Annotated in this window: 18 protein-coding genes; 1 reads left to right on the top strand and 17 read right to left on the bottom strand. The window is 44.2% G+C overall.

The window, feature by feature from the left end; translation table 11 throughout:
- Nucleotides 1-8: 8 nt before the first annotated feature.
- From tsaD to WC676_06485, 8 genes are all read right to left on the bottom strand, one after another.
- The gene (gene tsaD / locus WC676_06520) at nt 9-986 is read right to left on the bottom strand and encodes a tRNA (adenosine(37)-N6)-threonylcarbamoyltransferase complex transferase subunit TsaD (GenBank protein MFA5060266.1); all 978 of its coding nucleotides are present in this window, start codon (nt 984-986) and stop codon (nt 9-11) included.
- Nucleotides 983-1,825 (bottom strand): divergent polysaccharide deacetylase family protein, encoded by an 843-nt coding sequence (locus WC676_06515; protein ID MFA5060265.1) that lies wholly within the window; start codon nt 1,823-1,825, stop codon nt 983-985. The genes tsaD and WC676_06515 overlap by 4 nt, the downstream gene beginning before the upstream one ends.
- A 5-nt stretch (nt 1,826-1,830) precedes the next feature.
- The gene (locus WC676_06510) at nt 1,831-3,195 is read right to left on the bottom strand and encodes a S41 family peptidase (protein ID MFA5060264.1); all 1,365 of its coding nucleotides are present in this window, start codon (nt 3,193-3,195) and stop codon (nt 1,831-1,833) included.
- Nucleotides 3,188-4,624, bottom strand: coding sequence for an Asp-tRNA(Asn)/Glu-tRNA(Gln) amidotransferase subunit GatB (gene gatB, locus WC676_06505; GenBank protein ID MFA5060263.1), 1,437 nt, complete (start codon nt 4,622-4,624; stop codon nt 3,188-3,190). Before gatB ends, WC676_06510 begins: the two co-directional genes overlap by 8 nt.
- Nucleotides 4,621-6,060, bottom strand: a complete 1,440-nt coding sequence (gene gatA, locus WC676_06500) for an Asp-tRNA(Asn)/Glu-tRNA(Gln) amidotransferase subunit GatA (GenBank protein MFA5060262.1) — start codon at nt 6,058-6,060, stop codon at nt 4,621-4,623. Before gatA ends, gatB begins: the two co-directional genes overlap by 4 nt.
- On the bottom strand, nt 6,057-6,341 hold the full coding sequence (gatC, locus tag WC676_06495) for an Asp-tRNA(Asn)/Glu-tRNA(Gln) amidotransferase subunit GatC (protein MFA5060261.1): 285 nt from the start codon (nt 6,339-6,341) through the stop codon (nt 6,057-6,059). Before gatC ends, gatA begins: the two co-directional genes overlap by 4 nt.
- Nucleotides 6,342-6,478: 137 nt before the next feature.
- Nucleotides 6,479-6,862 carry a thioesterase family protein gene (locus tag WC676_06490; protein ID MFA5060260.1) on the bottom strand — a complete coding sequence of 128 codons (384 nt, stop codon included), beginning with the start codon at nt 6,860-6,862 and terminating at the stop codon, nt 6,479-6,481.
- 15 nt (nt 6,863-6,877) lie between these two features.
- Nucleotides 6,878-7,312, bottom strand: a complete 435-nt coding sequence (locus WC676_06485; GenBank protein MFA5060259.1) for a hypothetical protein — start codon at nt 7,310-7,312, stop codon at nt 6,878-6,880.
- Nucleotides 7,313-7,485: 173 nt separating this feature from the next.
- Here WC676_06485 and WC676_06480 point away from each other — a divergent pair, with 173 nt between their 5' ends.
- Nucleotides 7,486-7,911 (top strand): PilZ domain-containing protein, encoded by a 426-nt coding sequence (locus WC676_06480; GenBank protein MFA5060258.1) that lies wholly within the window; start codon nt 7,486-7,488, stop codon nt 7,909-7,911.
- Nucleotides 7,912-7,915: 4 nt separating this feature from the next.
- Here WC676_06480 and rsmA read toward each other — a convergent pair whose 3' ends face one another.
- Genes rsmA through hisI form a run of 9 tightly spaced genes read right to left on the bottom strand, consistent with a single transcriptional unit; the run spans nt 7,916 to nt 17,141 of the window.
- Nucleotides 7,916-8,704: a 16S rRNA (adenine(1518)-N(6)/adenine(1519)-N(6))-dimethyltransferase RsmA gene (rsmA, locus tag WC676_06475; GenBank protein MFA5060257.1), complete on the bottom strand. Its 789-nt coding sequence runs from the start codon at nt 8,702-8,704 to the stop codon at nt 7,916-7,918.
- Entirely contained in the window at nt 8,701-9,642 is a 942-nt protein-coding gene (pdxA, locus tag WC676_06470) for a 4-hydroxythreonine-4-phosphate dehydrogenase PdxA (protein MFA5060256.1), read from the bottom strand. The genes rsmA and pdxA overlap by 4 nt, the downstream gene beginning before the upstream one ends.
- Nucleotides 9,626-10,567, bottom strand: coding sequence for a peptidyl-prolyl cis-trans isomerase (locus WC676_06465; protein MFA5060255.1), 942 nt, complete (start codon nt 10,565-10,567; stop codon nt 9,626-9,628). Before WC676_06465 ends, pdxA begins: the two co-directional genes overlap by 17 nt.
- The gene (gene mfd / locus WC676_06460; GenBank protein MFA5060254.1) at nt 10,551-12,452 is read right to left on the bottom strand and encodes a transcription-repair coupling factor; all 1,902 of its coding nucleotides are present in this window, start codon (nt 12,450-12,452) and stop codon (nt 10,551-10,553) included. The genes WC676_06465 and mfd overlap by 17 nt, the downstream gene beginning before the upstream one ends.
- A 3-nt stretch (nt 12,453-12,455) precedes the next feature.
- Nucleotides 12,456-14,651 (bottom strand): protein translocase subunit SecD, encoded by a 2,196-nt coding sequence (gene secD / locus WC676_06455; GenBank protein MFA5060253.1) that lies wholly within the window; start codon nt 14,649-14,651, stop codon nt 12,456-12,458.
- 14 nt (nt 14,652-14,665) lie between these two features.
- Nucleotides 14,666-14,956, bottom strand: coding sequence for a preprotein translocase subunit YajC (yajC, locus tag WC676_06450; GenBank protein ID MFA5060252.1), 291 nt, complete (start codon nt 14,954-14,956; stop codon nt 14,666-14,668).
- A gap of 37 nt (nt 14,957-14,993) precedes the next feature.
- Nucleotides 14,994-15,236 (bottom strand): 30S ribosomal protein S16, encoded by a 243-nt coding sequence (gene rpsP, locus WC676_06445; GenBank protein ID MFA5060251.1) that lies wholly within the window; start codon nt 15,234-15,236, stop codon nt 14,994-14,996.
- Nucleotides 15,237-15,293: 57 nt separating this feature from the next.
- Nucleotides 15,294-16,796: an anthranilate synthase component I gene (trpE, locus tag WC676_06440; protein MFA5060250.1), complete on the bottom strand. Its 1,503-nt coding sequence runs from the start codon at nt 16,794-16,796 to the stop codon at nt 15,294-15,296.
- A complete protein-coding gene (hisI, locus tag WC676_06435; protein ID MFA5060249.1) occupies nt 16,797-17,141 on the bottom strand; it encodes a phosphoribosyl-AMP cyclohydrolase in 345 nt (114 codons plus the stop codon).

The raw sequence follows: 17,141 nt of genomic DNA, 5'->3' as shown, positions 1-17,141 counted from the left end.
TCTCCTTTCTAAATAAGATGGTATCCTAAACCGGCGATCATGGCCGCGTTGTCCATGCAAAGACCCAGCGACGGTAAAAAAACGCGGATATTCTGTTTTTTGCTTTCGACTGAAAGTTTTTTTCGTAACATGGAGTTTGCCGCGACGCCTCCCCCGATGAGAAGAGTGGGTATTTTCATCTCTTTGCACAGCCGTAAAGATTTATTCACCAGTACGGTTGTTACGCTATCTTGAAACGCGAATGCGATCTTCTCAGGAGAAAAATCTTTCTTCATTTTGTGGTCGCGAACATAATATAGCACAGCTGTCTTAATTCCGCTAAAACTAAAATCCAAAGTTTTTGGAAGGTCAGCACAGGAAAAATGGATCTCGGTATTTTCTCCTGTCCTCGCCAACCGGTCGATCACCGGGCCTCCCGGATAACCTAGCTCCATCATACGCGCAACTTTGTCGAATGTTTCCCCCACTGCATCGTCACGCGTTTCTCCTAAAAGACGATAGTCTTTAAATGATCTGATATGAAAAAGGCTGGAATGACCGCCGGAAACAACTAATCCTAAAGCCGGTAATTTGGGCCGTTGTTTGTTGAGCGGCGCGTTTTCACTCAAAGCGTTTATTCCTTCAAGAAAATTGGCGTAAAGATGAGCCTTGATATGATCCACTTCAATAAGAGGTTTTTTTGCCGCAAAGGATAATGCCCGGGCAAAAGAAATTCCGACTAAAAGCGAACCGATCAAGCCGGGTTTTGTGGTGACGGCAATGGCATTAACGTTATTTAAAGTCAGTTTTGCTTGATCTAAAGCGCGTTGAACAACCAAATTGATGAGCTCGATCTGCCGTCGAGAGGCGATCTCAGGGATAATGCCGCCGTATTTCTTATGTTCCTTCAAGCTTGAGGTGACAATATTGGAGAGGATTTTGCGGCCGTTGGAAACAATGGCGGCGGCGGTTTCATCACACGATGTTTCTATTCCTAAGATATTCATCTTAAGCTAAGGTATTCGGCGACCGTGATAAATTTAAAACCTTGTTTTTCTAAAAGTTCGGTTTGTTCCGCGATAATTTCTAGTGACAATTCCCTGTCGTGCCCTATGGCGATAGCAGATCCTTTTTCTCGCGCTTCTTGGGCGAGCTGGGCGAATTGCCCTTCGATATATTCGCGTTTGTTCTCGTTGTCGAGGAAGATGTTTCGTTGCGCGAACGGCATTTTCATTTCCGCGGCTATTTTCGCGCAAACGGACTTTGCGGTGACAAAGCTATCGACAAAAAACAAATTCTTCTTTTTCAAAGCGTCAAAGACAATAGGCATAATGCGCTTGCTCTCTGTGATCCGTGAGCCCATATGGTTATTGACACCGGAAACATACGGAACATTGTCGAGCGCTCTGCTGATAATGGATTCCACTTGCGCCTTGCTCATATTTGAGGAGATCAGATAGCCTTTTGGATATTGTTCAAAAAATTTATGCGGTTCCATGGGAAGATGCAGCATGACTTCTTTGCCGTTATGGTGCGCGCAGGCGGCTATTTCGGTGCTGTACTCAAGATTAGGAAGAATAGATACGGTCACCGGCGATTTTATCTTTCGCAAATGAGAACAGCGGTCGATGCTGTATCCCCAGTCGTCAATGATAATGACGATATTCCCGATTGTTTTCTGAGGTTTTGGCTTTGCGGCTAAAGGCTTGGTGATAGCGGGCCTTTTCTTATGAGGAGCCTTTTTCTTTTGTGTGGAAAAAAGCAAAAACCCCTGGAGAGCAATGACGAAAAGCAGAACTCCGATAATGACATCTTTGATGTTTGGTCCGCGTGAAAGTGGCGCCATAAGTTTTACGGGTTTTTAAGTTTTGTATAAACTTTGATGCCTTTAAGAACGCTGATAGCGCTTTGCACCTGATTATCCTCTAAAAGCTTTTTCTTGGCTTCCGGTTCTTTTACTTCTTTTGCTTCTTTTGTTTCGGCAGGCTTGTCGCCTTCTTGAACCGTGGCGCCTTCAGGCTCTTTTGATTTTTCTTGCGCGCCGTTCTCTTCAATGTTGTTAAATATTTTATCGACGTTTTCTTTAAGGCTTTTTTCGGGAGATCCTTCCGTCTCGTCTTTAAAGATCTTAGCAACGACGATATCCGGGATGATCCCGACATTATGGATCGAAACTCCCGATGGCGTAAAATATTTGCTGGTCGTTAAACGAAGTGCCGAGCCGTCAGGCAGTGGGACGACTGATTGAACGGACCCTTTTCCGAATGATTTCTCGCCCAAAATAATGGCGCGCTTATTATCTTTTAAAGCTCCTGCCAAGATCTCGCTTCCCGAAGCGCTTCCCTCATTGATCAAAACCACGATCGGAAGCGTGGTAAAGTCGGTGCTTTTGTTCGTTGATTTTGTTTCAGTATTCAAGGATGGATGGCGGCCTTTGGTGGAAACGACAACCATTCCTTCCGGTAAAAATTCTTGGGTAATGTCAATGGCGACATTCAAAAGCCCACCGGGATTATTGCGCAGATCCAAAATGAGGCTGTCGGCTCCCTGGTCTTTTATTTGCATTAGGGCTTTATGAAAATCTTTGGCGGAATCTTCTCTGAATTCGGCCAATCGCACGTAGCCGATGGTGTCTTCTAAGATCATGGGGTCTTTGACGTCTTGGACATGGATGATCTCGCGGGTGATCTTGAATTCGTGAATTTTGAATTCGGATTCGCGCAAGATCGTTATATTGACATCGGTTCCAGGTTTGCCGCGTAATTTCTTAACAGCATCATCGAGCGTCATGTCGCGGGTTAATTCGTCTTCTATTTTAACGATCTTATCTCCCGGTTTTAATCCGACTTTCCACGCCGGGGTGTCTTCTAGTGGCGTGATAACGGTTAAAAGCCCGTCGCGCACAGATATTTCAATGCCCAGCCCGCCGAATTTCCCTTCGGTTTCTGTTTTGAGTTCTTTGTAATCATCCGGAGAAAGAAATTGGCTGTGCGGATCAAGTGAGGCCAGCATTCCCTTTAAAGATCCGTAAATAAGGTCTTTGGCGGCAGGCTCTTCGGCATATTCCGATTGAACGGTTGTGAGGGCATAACTAAAAAGCTCAACTTGTTGGTAAAGGTCGTCTTTGGCTTTTTGGTCAATTTGGCAAATGGCCGGGCCGATCAAAATGGCCAAAAGAAGAATCGAGAGTGGAATAACGGAAAACCGCTTAAACATTGGTAAGCCTCCTTTTAATGATATCACCGATCTTTTTAGGGTTGGCTTTTCCGGCGGTTTTTTTCATTGATTGGCCGACCAGAAAACCCATGGCGCTTTCTTTTCCCTGTTTGATCTGTTGAACAATGGACGCGTTCTCTGAAATAACTTCATCGACAATTTTTTCTAAGGCGCTGTCGTCTGAAACTTGTGCTAATCCTTTTTCTTGGATAATTTGCTCGGCCGTTTTTCCCGAATCGATCAAAAGCGGTAAAATATCTTTAGCGGTTAAATTGCTGATGGTGGCGTCTTCTACTTTCTCGATAAGAGAAATAAGGTTTTCGGGAGTTAAGCTGATCGCGTTGATGTCTTTTTTTCTGGAATTCAGTTCACTCATTAATGGGCCGATGATCCAGTTGCAGACTTTTTTTGTTAAATTAGATTTTGCGGCGCATTTCTCAAAGAACGCGGACAACTTTTTATCTTGAATAAGGACATTGGCGTCGTATTCGGATAAGCCGTACTGTTTGACAAAACGGTCAAATTTTTGCGGAGGAAGTTCCGGCATGGAATTCTTAATAGTGTCGATCACGTTTTGTCCGGCGATAAACGGAACCAAGTCCGGTTCCGGAAAATAACGGTAATCATGCGCTTCTTCTTTACTGCGCATGGAATTGGTCATCTCCTTGGCGTCGTCCCAAAGGCGGGTTTCCTGAATGATGCGCTCCCCGGCTAAGATCATTTTTTCTTGACGCTTTTCCTCAAATTCCAGAGCCGCTTTAACGGCTTTGAAGGAATTGAGATTTTTGATCTCTGTTTTAACGCCGAGCTCTTTATCACCTTTTTTTCGAAGAGAGACATTGGCGTCGCAGCGCAAGCTTCCCTTTTCCATATCGCAATCGGACACGTCTAAATATTGCAGCGTAAGTTTGAGCGTTGTTAAGTAATCGTAAGCTTCTTGGGGCGTGCGCATATCCGGATCGCTGACGATCTCCATGAGAGGTGTTCCGGTGCGGTTATAATCCACGAGGCTACAGTTATTCGACGCGTCGTGAATAAGCTTTCCGGCGTCTTCTTCCAAGTGCGCGCGCTTGATATTGATCTTTTTAAGCTCGTTCCCGGTTTTAACCATCAAAAATCCGTGATTGGCGATCGGCAGATCGTATTGCGATATTTGATAGCCTTTGGGGAGATCGGGATAATAATAATTCTTCCGGTCGAATTTAATGTAAGGATTAATGGAGCAATTTAAGGCCAGAGCGACTTTGATGGCATAATCTAAGGCTTTTTTATTAAACACGGGCAAAGTCCCGGGAAGCCCGAGGCAAACCGGACAGGTTTGAGAATTAGGAGCTTGCCCGAATTGATTAGCACAGCCGCAAAATATTTTTGTGGCGGTGTTAAATTGCAAGTGGACCTCTAGCCCTATTACTGTTTCAAATTCGGTCATAACGATACTTTTTGTTTGTGCCAATTTGTATTTTGCTCATAAGAAAAAGCGATGCGCAATAATGTTTCTTCGTCAAAAGGTTTTGTCATTAGCTGTAATCCGATGGGTAAATTATTTTTCCCAAATCCGCACGGAATAGAAATTGCCGGAATACCGGCTAAATTAGCCGAGATGGTATAAATATCCGAAAGATACATGGATAATGGGTCGGACGATTTTTCTCCGATGCGGAAGGCCGTTGTCGGCGATGTGGGTGAAATAACCGCGTCAAATTCCGTAAAAACTTTATCAAAATCATTTTTGATAAGCGTTCTTACTTTTTGCCCGCGCAGATAATAAGCGTCATAATATCCGGCGGAAAGCGAATATGTTCCCAGCATAATGCGCCGTTTTGCTTCCGCGCCAAACCCAGCGTCCCTTGTTTCTTCATACATGTCGATCAAAGCTGACCGCCGCGTGGCTTTAGGTTGCTGGCGCAATCCGTATTGTACGCCGTCAAAACGCGCTAAATTCGAGCTTGCTTCGGCCGTTGCTACAATATAATACGTTGCAACCGCGAATGAGGTGTGCGGCAAGGAAACTTCTTTGAAGCTTGCGCCCATTTTCTTTAACTGTTCAATGGCGGCGGTGGTGGCACCATGGACTTCTTTATCAAGCCCTTCAATAAAATATTCTTTGGGAATTCCAATACGAAGGCCCTTAACATTTCCGTCAAGTTTTGCGGTGAAATCTGTAACTGGGATTTCGGCGGAGGTGGAATCTTTTTCATCATGCCCGGAAATAATATTTAACAATAAAGCGCAGTCGTAAACGTCTTTGGTGATCGGCCCGATTTGATCAAGGCTGGATGCAAACGCGATAAGTCCGTAACGCGAAACGCGTCCGTACGTTGGTTTTAAACCGACCACGCCGCAAAAAGATGCCGGTTGACGGATAGAGCCTCCGGTATCGGAGCCTAAAGCCCACGGAGTTTCGTGGGCGGCGACGGCGGCGGCGGAGCCGCCGCTGGAGCCGCCAGGAACATGATCAAGATTCCAGGGATTGTGCGTCGGGCCATAATGAGAATTTTCGGTTGAAGAGCCGAACGCAAATTCGTCCATGTTCACTTGGCCTAAAAAGTTTGTTCCGGATTTTTTAAGTTTTTCAATAACGGTGGCATCGTACGGCGGTTTAAAACCTTTAAGGATATGTGAAGCGCAGGTTGTCTCGGCACCGTTGATGCAAATATTATCTTTGATGGCGATAGGAATTCCGGCTAACTTTCCATTCGTAGAATTTTCTTTATTGTCCTGCTCGTGAAGCCGCACAAAGGCTTTCACTCTTCCGTCAACTTTTTGGATCTGTTGCCTAAACGATGAAAAGATCTCTTGGGCGTTCGTTTTTTTCGCTTTTAAAAGCTCTAGAAGCTCATGAGCGGTTAGTTCATTGAGGTTCATTCGATTACCTGCGGGACTTTAAATGAGCCATTGTGTTGCGATACGGAAATCTTTAATGCCTCGCTTTGTGCCAGCGACGGCTTAACAATATCTTCGCGGAAAACATTTTTTAGCGGTAAGACATGACTGGTTGGTTCAACTTTTGAGACGTCAACTTGGCTTAACTGATCAATATAATGAAGGATCTGCTCGAGATCTTTGGTTAGTTTTTGGATCTCATCGTCTTGTAAATGGACGCGCGATAAGTGTGCGATGGAGCGGACTTCGTCTTTTGAAAGCATAGTAACCTTCCCTAATTACAGTGAAATGTGAAGCATTTAATGGTTTAGTGAAGTTATATACTACCATCAAAGAATAGGCGTGACAAGATTAAAACCGCAACTTTTCCTCTTAAATGACCGTGAAAAATTGGCGCAGATCAGCGCTCAAGGATCTCTTTTAGGTCATCCGGCATAGCGGTCGGGCGGAATTCTTTGTTCAGGCAAACGAGCGTTACTTCGGCTTCCGCGACTAAACGCCCGGTCTTTTTCTCATGGATGGTTTGGTCAAAAACTAATTTTACGGCCGTTGCTTTTGTTAATTTGGCATCACACAAAAGCACTTCACCGTAGCGGGCCGGACTGCGATAAAAAATCGTGCATTGGCTTACCGCGTACAAAAGCCCGCGCGCGTAAAACTCGGCGACACTTAAGCCTTTTTTTTCCAAAAATTCGGTACGTGCTTCCTCGAGATATTTCAAATAATTTCCGTAATAAACAATGCCACCTGAATCGGTATCATGAAAGAATATGCGTTTCTCCATCTTATTTTGCCTTTCTTATTTTTTTGGCTTGTATTGCGAAGTCCACATTCCGCTTGTTTTTTGAAAATCAACTTTTGTATTCCCGAATTTACTTTTATTTAAAGCGTTTCTTGTCAGTCCGCGCGTCGCGTCTAAAAGCGAGATATCATAGTGCCGGCTTCGTACAAGTTTCCAGGCAGAGATGATAATGCTAACAATTTCTGGTTGGGAATTTATACAGCGCGTGCTCAAGCTATCCAAAAGCCACTGAAATTCTGTGATAACGGCATTTTCCGGACGAAGAGACGGATTCATCATTGCTTCTTCGGGGAAAAGTGCCTTAGTGTGAAGTAAAGCCAGCTGATAGGCCGTTGTTTTTTCTTCTCCCGCGATCACTGTGTGAAGGCCGGAAAAAGATAGGCATAACCCAATAGTTATCAATAAGATGTGAAGCGCTTGATATTTTTTCATAAGAGAACCAAAATAGTTATATTATGTGTATCACTTGCCCCGGGCAGTGTCAAGTGATAAAAGGCTTAAAAATTAGTTTCTTGCGCATTTGGGGTTTGCGTGATATATTCTAACCAGAAAAGCCACGGATTCCCTTTTTTAAAGGGACAACGTGGTTATTTTTTTAGGAGAAAATGATGAACACTCAAAACGCAATCTCAAACGAACAAAAATTTGCTTCTTCGGAGCGCCGGTACTTACCGCGCTGGGAAGCACAAGGAAAGCTTTTTTACCGCAAAGAAAAAGATGAAGTTCCTGCGCAAGCCTGCAGTAAAGATATCAATGCTTCCGGAATGTGTTTTAACACAAACGATGATATTTCTCTTGATCAAAAACTGGACTTAGTTGTTTATTTAGCGGAAGATATTGAACCTATTGACGCGGTGGGCCGTGTTGTTTGGCAGAGCAAATCAGAAAAAGGAAATTTATTCGGCGTTCGGTTTGAGCGCATCAGTAAAAAATCCCAAGACCTAGTTTTTAATTATGCCTTTGAATATAAGCGTGATCAACTTAAACAACGCTGGTTCAAGGATTGCTGGCAGTTCTCTCCCTCGATCTAGCCCTCTAAGCAGAACATAAATTAGTTATATCCACGAAATCTTTGATGCTTAAGTTTTCCGCGCGCAAAGAAGGCGCGAGCTTAAGCGATTCAAGGATAATGAGCAGTTTTTCTTTCGGGATGACAGGCAAAAGTGAATTGGTAATGACTTTGCGCCTTTGCCCGAAGGCGGCGTGAACGATCTTCCATAATAGCTCTTCGTTTTTGGCGGGATGAAGCGGAGATTTTCTGATCTGCATATCCAAAAAGCAGGAATCAACCTTAGGTTTGGGCCTAAAGCAGGAGTTTTTAATTTTAAAAAGGATTTTTGGCACGGTGTAATATTGAACAAAACAGCTAAAGGCGCTGTAGTCTTTAGTAGACGGCAATGCCACCATGCGGTTGCCGAATTCAAGCTGAACGGTAATCGATAAGCTAATGAACTTTTTACGATATTCAACGATCTTTCCAACGATGGGTGAGGAAATGTAGTACGGAAGATTTCCGATGGCTTTTAATCCGTCAGGTAAAAGGCTTAAGTTATATTTTAAAAAATCTGCGTGAATAATATCAATGTTGTCTTGAGGGCAATTTTTTTTAAGTTCTTCGCATAGCTGACGGTCGGTTTCAACCGCGAAAACTTTCCCAACGATGGGCGCGATATTTCTTGTCAGCGCGCCAAGCCCCGCCCCAATTTCTAAAACCTGGTCATCTTTTTCAAATCCGCATGATGTGACAATGCGATTGAGGACATTATTGTCGATGAGAAAATTTTGTCCTAAGCGGTACTTTGGTTTTATATTAGATAAATTCATCCGACAAGTTGAGCGGCAAGTTTAATGGCGGACTTCATGGAAGAAGCGTCGGCTTTCCCTTTTCCGGCAAGATGAAAAGCGGTTCCGTGCGCGGGCGAAGTTCGAATAATAGGAAGCCCAATAGTGACATTGACCAATTCTTTAAAATATAACGCTTTTATAGGTGCCAAGCCTTGGTCGTGGAACATGGCAATGATTAAATCATATTGCGCCGTGTTTTTTGGGTAAAACAATGTATCGGCGGAAAACGGCCCGCAGGCATTTATCCCTAATTTTTGCGCTTTCTTAATTGCCGGAATGATCTCGTCAATTTCTTCTCTGCCGATAGTTCCCTTTTCTCCGGCATGAGGGTTTAACCCACAAACAGCGATTTTTGGTTTATGGATCTTGAAATGCTTCTTTAATATTTGTGTTGGAAGAACAATACTCGCTAAAACACGTTCTTTTGTGATGGCGGAGTGTAGTTTATTGATGGGAATATGACGGGTTGCGGTGACGACTTTCAACTTTCCGGCGACGAACATCATATCGAATTTCTTAACATGAAATGCCTGGGCGAGATATTCGGTGTGTCCGGAAAATTTTTTCCCAAGAGAACAAATGGATTCTTTACAAATGGGAGCCGTGACAAGTCCGGCGGCTTTGTTCTCTTTTAATAGCGAGATCGCTTTGTTCAAATAGGCTAAAGACGCGCGCGCGTTAAATGGGTTGGTGTCTCCGATGACAATGCGATGAGCAAAGGAATGCGCGAGATCGAGAAATTCATGAGGCGCAGGCAGGTCTTTGAGCGAAGCCGGATAGTTTTTCTGATCGCCGATAATGATAAAGCGCGCGAGCCGGCTGATGGCGGGATCACGAAGTGACCTTAAGATTATTTCCGGGCCGATGCCGCCGGGGTCTCCGGTGGTGATCAGAATTGTCTTATTTCTTGATCTCAATGTACGCCTTTTTCTTTAATTCATCCAGCCACCGACGCAGGCGCTCCTGAAATTTTTCCTGGAAAAGTTGATTACGAATAGAGTTTTTGGCATCTTCCAAAGAGGCTTGTTGCGGCGGGATCTTTTCAATGAGTTTAAAAATATAAATGCCGTTTTCTACTTCAATCGCGGGTGATAGTTCATTGGCATTGAGAGAGAAAATCGCGTCTTCCAAAGCCGGTAAAAGCTGTCCTTTTAAAACCATGCCAATGGAAGGCAGTTTGGAATATTCTTTTTCCAGGACGATAAAATCTTCGCCTTTTTTCAGGCGATGAAGCGCTTCTTTGGCTTTTTGGTTCGCGAGCTTTTTATCGTTTTCATACGGAATAAAAATAGATTGCACCTTGGCTTGTTCCGGCCAGAGAAAGTTCTGGGGATTTTTTTGATAATAATCTGTGACCTCTTGCGGATTAACAAAGACCTTTGCCTTTACTTCCATTTCAACGATGTATTTGCTTTTTAGCTGATCGAGGATCTTCTTTTTAAGATCGCTGATCGTCAGGCCGGCGGCCAGCAAGTCTTGTTCAAAATCATGGGGTGACGCGTAACGGCGCTTAAGCTCGTTGAGTTTATCTTCAACAGCGTTATTCCGAAAAACCATTTGCTTACGGTCAGCTTCAATGACGAGCAACTTATCTTCGATCAAACGTTCTAATCCCCGCTGTTGATAGCTTTCCATAGCCTTGTTTATTTCCTCGGGGCTTTTGCCTTCGGCTTCTAGTTGCATCGCAATAGCGGTAAGGTAATCCTGAAGGTCTTTAAGCGCGATGAGCTCATCATTAACAACGGCGATGATGGTGTTATCCGCGGCAAAGCTTAAAGGCGTTAAGGTGGAGAAAATGCCAAGCAAGGCAAAAATCAATAAAAGCTTAAGATGTCTTTTCATAGGTACCTATTTTAGCGTGTTTTTTAATATTTTCTATGGATTCTTTTAATAAACGACAGTAGAGGTCAAAACCGATGCTGGAGATGTATCCGTGCTGTTGAGCGCCGAGAAGATTTCCGGCGCCGCGGATTTGCAAATCTTCAAAAGCAATGTTAAATCCTGAGCCCAGATCGCTAAATTGCTCTAAAGCTTTCAGACGGCTTTTAGCGAGCGAAGACAACCGTTCTTGAGGCGGAATAATAAAATAGGCGTAAGCCTTTTGTGTAAAGCGTCCTACCCGGCCGCGTAATTGATGCAGATCCGCCAGCCCAAAGTGATGCGCATTATTAACGATCAGCGTGTTGGCATTGGGGACATCAATGCCTGATTCAATGATGGTGGTGCAAACAAGAACGTCGATATTATTCCCCAAAAAATCGAGCATGATCTTTTCCAGAGTTTTGGGAGGCATTTGTCCGTGAGCGATCGCGATACGGGCATGGGGAGCCAGGCGTTTTACGAGGCTTGCGATCTTTTCAATATTCTCAACGCGATTATGCAAAAAGAAAACCTGCCCTTTGCGGCGCAATTCCTTATCAATGGCGTCACGGATCAGATCTTCATCGAGCTCAATTAAATGCGTTGAAACCGGAATACGATTTTTAGGCGGCGTGTTGATGACCGACATATCTCTGGCGCCGGCTAAAGCCATATACAATGTGCGCGGAATGGGCGTTGCGGTCAATGTAAGTACGTCGGCCAAAAGGCGCACGTGCTTTAATTTTTCCTTGGAGCGCACGCCAAAACGCTGTTCCTCGTCAATGACGATAAGCCCTAATTCTTTAAATTGAATATCTTTCGACAGAAGTCGGTGCGTTCCAATAATAATATCGATTTTTCCAAGTTTAAGTTCTTTAACGATTTCCGATTGCTGCCGGCGCGTTTTAAAACGGCTGAGCATATCAACACGCACGGGAAACTCTTTAAGCCGCTGGCTAAAATTAAAATAGTGCTGTTCTGCTAAAATCGTCGTCGGAACAAGGATAGCAGCCTGTTTATTGTCCATAACGGCTTTAAACGCCGCGCGAAGAGCGACTTCCGTTTTTCCGTAACCGACATCGCCGCATAAAAGCCTGTCCATGGGAAAAGACGATTCCATATCCGATTTAACATCTTCGGCCGCGCGAATTTGGTCGGGGGTCTCTTCAAAGGGAAAAGTATTCTCAAATTGTTTTTGCCAGGGCGCATCTTTAGAAAAAGCGTATCCACCGAGGCTGGCACGCAGCGCTTGAAGATGAAGGAGTTCAACCGCGAATTGTTGTATCCTTTTTTGGATGCGCCCTTTGACCGCGTCCCACTCTTTGGAGCCCAATTTGAAAAGACGAGGAGGCTTTTTGGTAAATCCTAGATATTTTTGAATGAGATGAATATCATGCTTTGGAACGAATAATCGATCGCCGCCTTCGTACTCGATGATCAGATGCTCGCTTAATTTCTTATCCTTACTGATCTCGGTGGCGCCTAAGAATTTTCCGACCCCATGCGTATTGTGGACAACATAATCCCCTTCTTTAATATCCACAAAATGATTAAGAGGCGTATCGGCGGTAAATAAGTTTTCTTTTGGGATCTTTTTGGGAAGGATAAAAACGATATTGTGTTGCCAGGTCGATCTGCCTGTCAGAAGATCAATGCTTTGGATAGAGCGGATGATGTCTCCGTCGAAATCCAGGCGGACGGGAGAGTCAAAATTGGATGGGAAAATATCAATAATACCGCCGCGCCGGCTAAAATCCCCTTCGTTGGAAACGGCCGAAGCCCAGCGATAGCCGAAAGTGACCAGTTGGGCGGCGATATGATCGATATCAACGGTTTGGGCGACAAAAAGTTTAAGCGCCTTAAACATAAGTTACTTTTTATGCCAAGCCAAGACCAAAGGTGACGCGATGTAAACGGTTGAATAAACACCGGAAACAAAACCGATCAAAAGGCAAAGCGAAAAAGATCTTAAAACTTCCCCACCGAATAAGTACAAAGCGATAACGGTTAAAAGCGTCGCGCTGGATGTGAGAATGGTTCTGCTTAATGTTTGATTAACGCTTAAGTTGATCACCTCTCGCAAGCTTAGCTTTCGCATGCTGGCCATGTTTTCCCGTACCCTGTCATAAATAACGATCGTGTCATTGATGGAAAAACCGGCAATTGTTAAAAGTGCCGTGACAACCAATAAGTCGATCTGATGACCCATCATGACCAAGACTCCGGCGGCAACCACAACGTCATGTAAAAGCGCGACGACACCCGCAAAGGCAAAGTCAAAATGCTTGAAGCGAAATCCGACATAAATAAGGATCGCTCCTAAGGCAAAGAGAATGGCTAAAATGGCACGGGTACGCAGTGCTTTTCCGACGACCGGCCCGACTTTTTCAATGCGCAAAATGTCGTAGGGATTGTCGGACATTTTTTCGGTAAGAACTTTTTTGACCGAATCAAAGGTGTCTTGATCGGTGCGGATGATGATCGTTTGCGGATCTTTTTCGAATTGCTGAATAGCCACATCACCTAATCCGACTTCTTTGAGCGATGTTCTCAAGATCTCAACATTGACAGCTTTGTTAAAGCGGTATTCTTGTAATTGCCCTCCGGAAAAATCAATTCCGTAGGCGGCCTCTTTTTTGGAAATGATGGATGTAAGGCCGGCAACGATGACCACGATCGAAATTGCATAGAAAATATATCGTTTGCTAATGAAATCAATTTTAGTCTGCTTGAATAGTTGGAACATGCTAACGGTTTTAATAAGGCGTGTACGAATAAGAGTATCAAAAATAGTTTTTGTTACGGTTAGCGCGGTAAATAAACTGGAGCTGATACCGATAGCTAAAGTGACCGCAAAGCCTTTGATGGGGCCGGAGCCGAATTGAAACAGCATAAATGCGGCAATGAGTGTTGTAATGTTCGAATCAAAGATAGCGGAAAAAGCCCGGTGATACCCGTTGTTGACGGCGGATTGAAGCGGCCGGCCCGAGGATAGCTCCTCTCGGATGCGTTCGTTGATCAGAACGTTAGCATCAACCGCCATTCCGAGCGTTAAAATAATACCGGCAATACCTGGTAATGTCAGGGTTGTTTGAGAACCGGGAAGCATAATATTTAAAAATCCCATGGTTCCTAAGATCATCAAAAGGTTTAAAAAAAGAGCGATGTTGGCGGTGATCCCTGCGATGTGATAATAGATGAGCATAAAAATAAAAACCAACGCGGCGCCCAAAACGGTCGCGTTAATTCCGGATCGAATTGAGTCTTTTCCTAAAAGCGGCCCGATGGTTCTTTCTTCTTCAATGTGCATAGGCGCAGGCAGCGCGCCGGAACGAAGCGCCAGCGCTAAAAGCGAAGCTTCATCAAATGTGAACATCCCGGTAATAACGCCGCTGCCGCTGGGAATTTCCGAATTAATGTTTGGCGCGGAAATAACTTCCCCGTCTAAAACAATGGCGAGCCTGTCGCCGATGTGGGCCTTGGTGACGTCCGCAAAGATCTTTGCGCCGGCCGAATTAAGAGAAAAGGCAATTTCCGGAGCGCCAAAGCTAGATTGATTAAAATCTACCTTTGCATCCGTAATGGCATCGCCGCTTAGGGTAACTTTTTGCTCAACAAGAACCGGTTCATCCTTTTCTTTCTTGATAAACTTAAGTTCGTATCCTTCCGGAACAGTCCCGCTTAAAGCTTCTTTAAGCTTATTTGGATCAGGAGAAACAAGTTTAAATTCCAATTGCGCGACTTTTCCGATCATGGCCAGGGCCGCGTCGCGGTCGGTAACACCGGGCAATTGAACAATGATCTCGTCTTCACCTTGACGCTGTAAAAGCGTTTCTCCGGAGCCTAAGCTGTCGATACGATTACGCAAGATCTCGATGGCGCGTAAAACCGCGTCGTTGCGGGAGGCTTCTGGCAATTTTTCAGTTTCAACTTTTAAGACAACGTGCATCCCGCCTTTTAAGTCGAGCCCAAGATTGATCCTTTTTTGTATGGGAAAAATGCAATACAGGCATGCCGCGATAACGGCGCAAATAAGAAGAATACGTCCTTGTAGGTTTTTATCCATGAAAGTCCCTTTGTTTAGTTTGCTGATTTTGTAACGACGGCGATGGCCTCTTTATCGATCTCCATTTTAACATTGTCGTCGATGCGGATGATCACCGTTTTGTCTTTAACATTAATAATGGTGGCGTGAATTCCTCCGGTGGTGACGATCTCGTCGTTCTTTTTTAAATTTTCTAGCATTAGCTTATGCTGTTTTTGGCGATCCTTTTGCGGCTTGATCACGAGAAAGTAAAAAATAGCGATAATAAGAATATAAGGGATCATCAAAGACGATAAAAACGGGTTTGAGACTTGGTCCGTAGGCATAGAAATCCTTTCGCTAAAACAAAAACGAGTTATTAAGCTATTTTAATTTCGCAACAAGGCTTTTAATGGTGTCGCTCATGCGAGCGCCTTTTTTGACCCACGCATCTAGCTTTTCTTTGTTCACCGAAAGCAGCGCCGGTTTTTTAGACGGATCGTAATACCCTAGAATTTCTAACCGTCGGCCGTCGCGTGTCACCGTGCGGCTGATAGCGACAATACGGTAATTTGTGCTGCGATTAGCACCTTTGCTTGATTTTTGCAATCTGATACGAACTTCCATAACTGTTTCTCCTTAACTTTGGTTTGTTGACGAAATAATCTTATGTGTTATTCCGTATTATTCCTGATGAGCCATTTCGATGGCCATCAACTGTGCTTTTGCTTTATTGATCGTTTCTAAATATTCATGCTGTGGTTGCGAGTCGGCAACGATCCCTGCTCCTGCTTGAATGTAAGCCTTTTCATCTTTAATAACGATGGTGCGGATGGTGATACAGGTATCCAGATTTCCGGAGAAGCTAAAATACCCGATGCAACCGGCATAAGGCCCTCGTTTTGTCGGCTCTAAGTCTTCAATGATCTCCATCGCGCGGATCTTCGGCGCCCCCGAAACTGTCCCGGCCGGAAAAGCGGCTTGCAAGACATCAAAAATATCTTTATCAGGGCGTAGTTTTCCTTTAACATTACTGACGATATGCATGACGTGTGAATATTTTTCAATGCTCATAAATTCGGATAATTTGACGGTTCCCTGAATGCAGACGCGGCCAAGGTCGTTGCGTCCAAGGTCGACCAGCATGGTGTGTTCGGCGCGTTCTTTAGGGTCAGAAAGAAGTTCTTTTTGAAGAGAAGCGTCGTCTTTATCTGTTTTTCCCCGTTTTCTGGTTCCGGCAATGGGCCGCGTTTCTACAATGCCGTCTTCACAGCGCACCAAAAGTTCCGGCGATGAACCAACCAGAGCAACGTTATCAAGTTTTAAATAATACATATACGGCGATGGGTTGACCGAGCGCAGTTCTCTATAGATCCTAAAAGGATGCGCTTGGATCTGTGTTTCAAACCGCTGAGAAAGGACGACTTGAATGATGTCTCCGGCGGTGATCCGCTCTTTGGCTTTTCGGACGGAATTTTTGAATTGTGTTTCGGTCATGTTGGATTTGAGCTGAAGCTTCTGGAACTGCGTATCTTCAATTTGTTTTTGATCGAGCGTTGCCAGGTTAAGTTCTTCGACAATGCGGTCAACGGCGGTTAATGCGTTTTCATACGCGCTGAGTTTTTCATGGTTACTTGCCTTAGAGTCAGCATGGGCACAGGAAATGATCTTGATCTTGTGCGTCATATGATCAAAGATCACCATGTTCTTAAAGAGCATAAAGATCATATCCGGCAGATGCAGATCATCTTTGGTTTTTTCCGGAATGGTTTCAAAATAACGGACAAGATCGTAACCCATATATCCGATGAGCCCTCCGCAGAATCTGGGAAGATTGGCCACTTCAACAAATTTATAGCGTGCCATAATTTCGCGAATGAAAGACAGCGGCGTATCTAAAACCTTAAGACTGTTTTTTTGTATGCGGCCGTTTTTAAACTGGATAATTTCGGCCGTTCGTCCCTTGCTTTGGAAAACAAGCTCGGGGTCTTTGGCTAAAAAGGAATACCGCGCTATTTTTTCTTGGCCTTCGACGGATTCGAGCAAACAAGAATATTTTGCCTTCGCCGCGATCTTTAGGTAGGTGGAAACGGGTGTTTCCAGATCGCCTAAGATCTCGCGGTAAACCGGAATAAGATTCCCTTTTTGCGTTAAGGCAATAAATTCTTTTTTTGACGGATAGTACATTTATACTTTCACTTTTCGGTAAAAACAACTGTATTGATTGGTGTGGCATGCGCCGCCGATCTGCCGGACTTTAATGAGCAGTGTGTCGCAGTCACAATCATAATAAATTCCTTTAACATGTTGAATGTGCCCCGAAGTCATTCCTTTGATCCAATATTCTTTGCGGGAACGTGACCAGAAACATGTTTTCTTAAGTTTGATCGTGCGGCGGATCGATTCCAAATTCATATACGCCAGCATCAAGACATCTTTTGTCTTGTAGTCTTGAATAATAGCCGGAATAAGTTTCTGATCGTTAAACTTTAATTTATTTAACGTTTTAGGCGTTAAAATAATTTTTTCCAT

The sequence above is a fragment of the Candidatus Omnitrophota bacterium genome (assembly GCA_041649175.1).
Classification (GTDB): domain Bacteria; phylum Omnitrophota; class Gorgyraeia; order Zapsychrales; family JBAZNR01; genus JBAZNR01.
The sequence above is the reverse complement of the archived record's forward strand: the minus strand, read 5'-3'. Positions and strand labels throughout refer to the sequence as shown.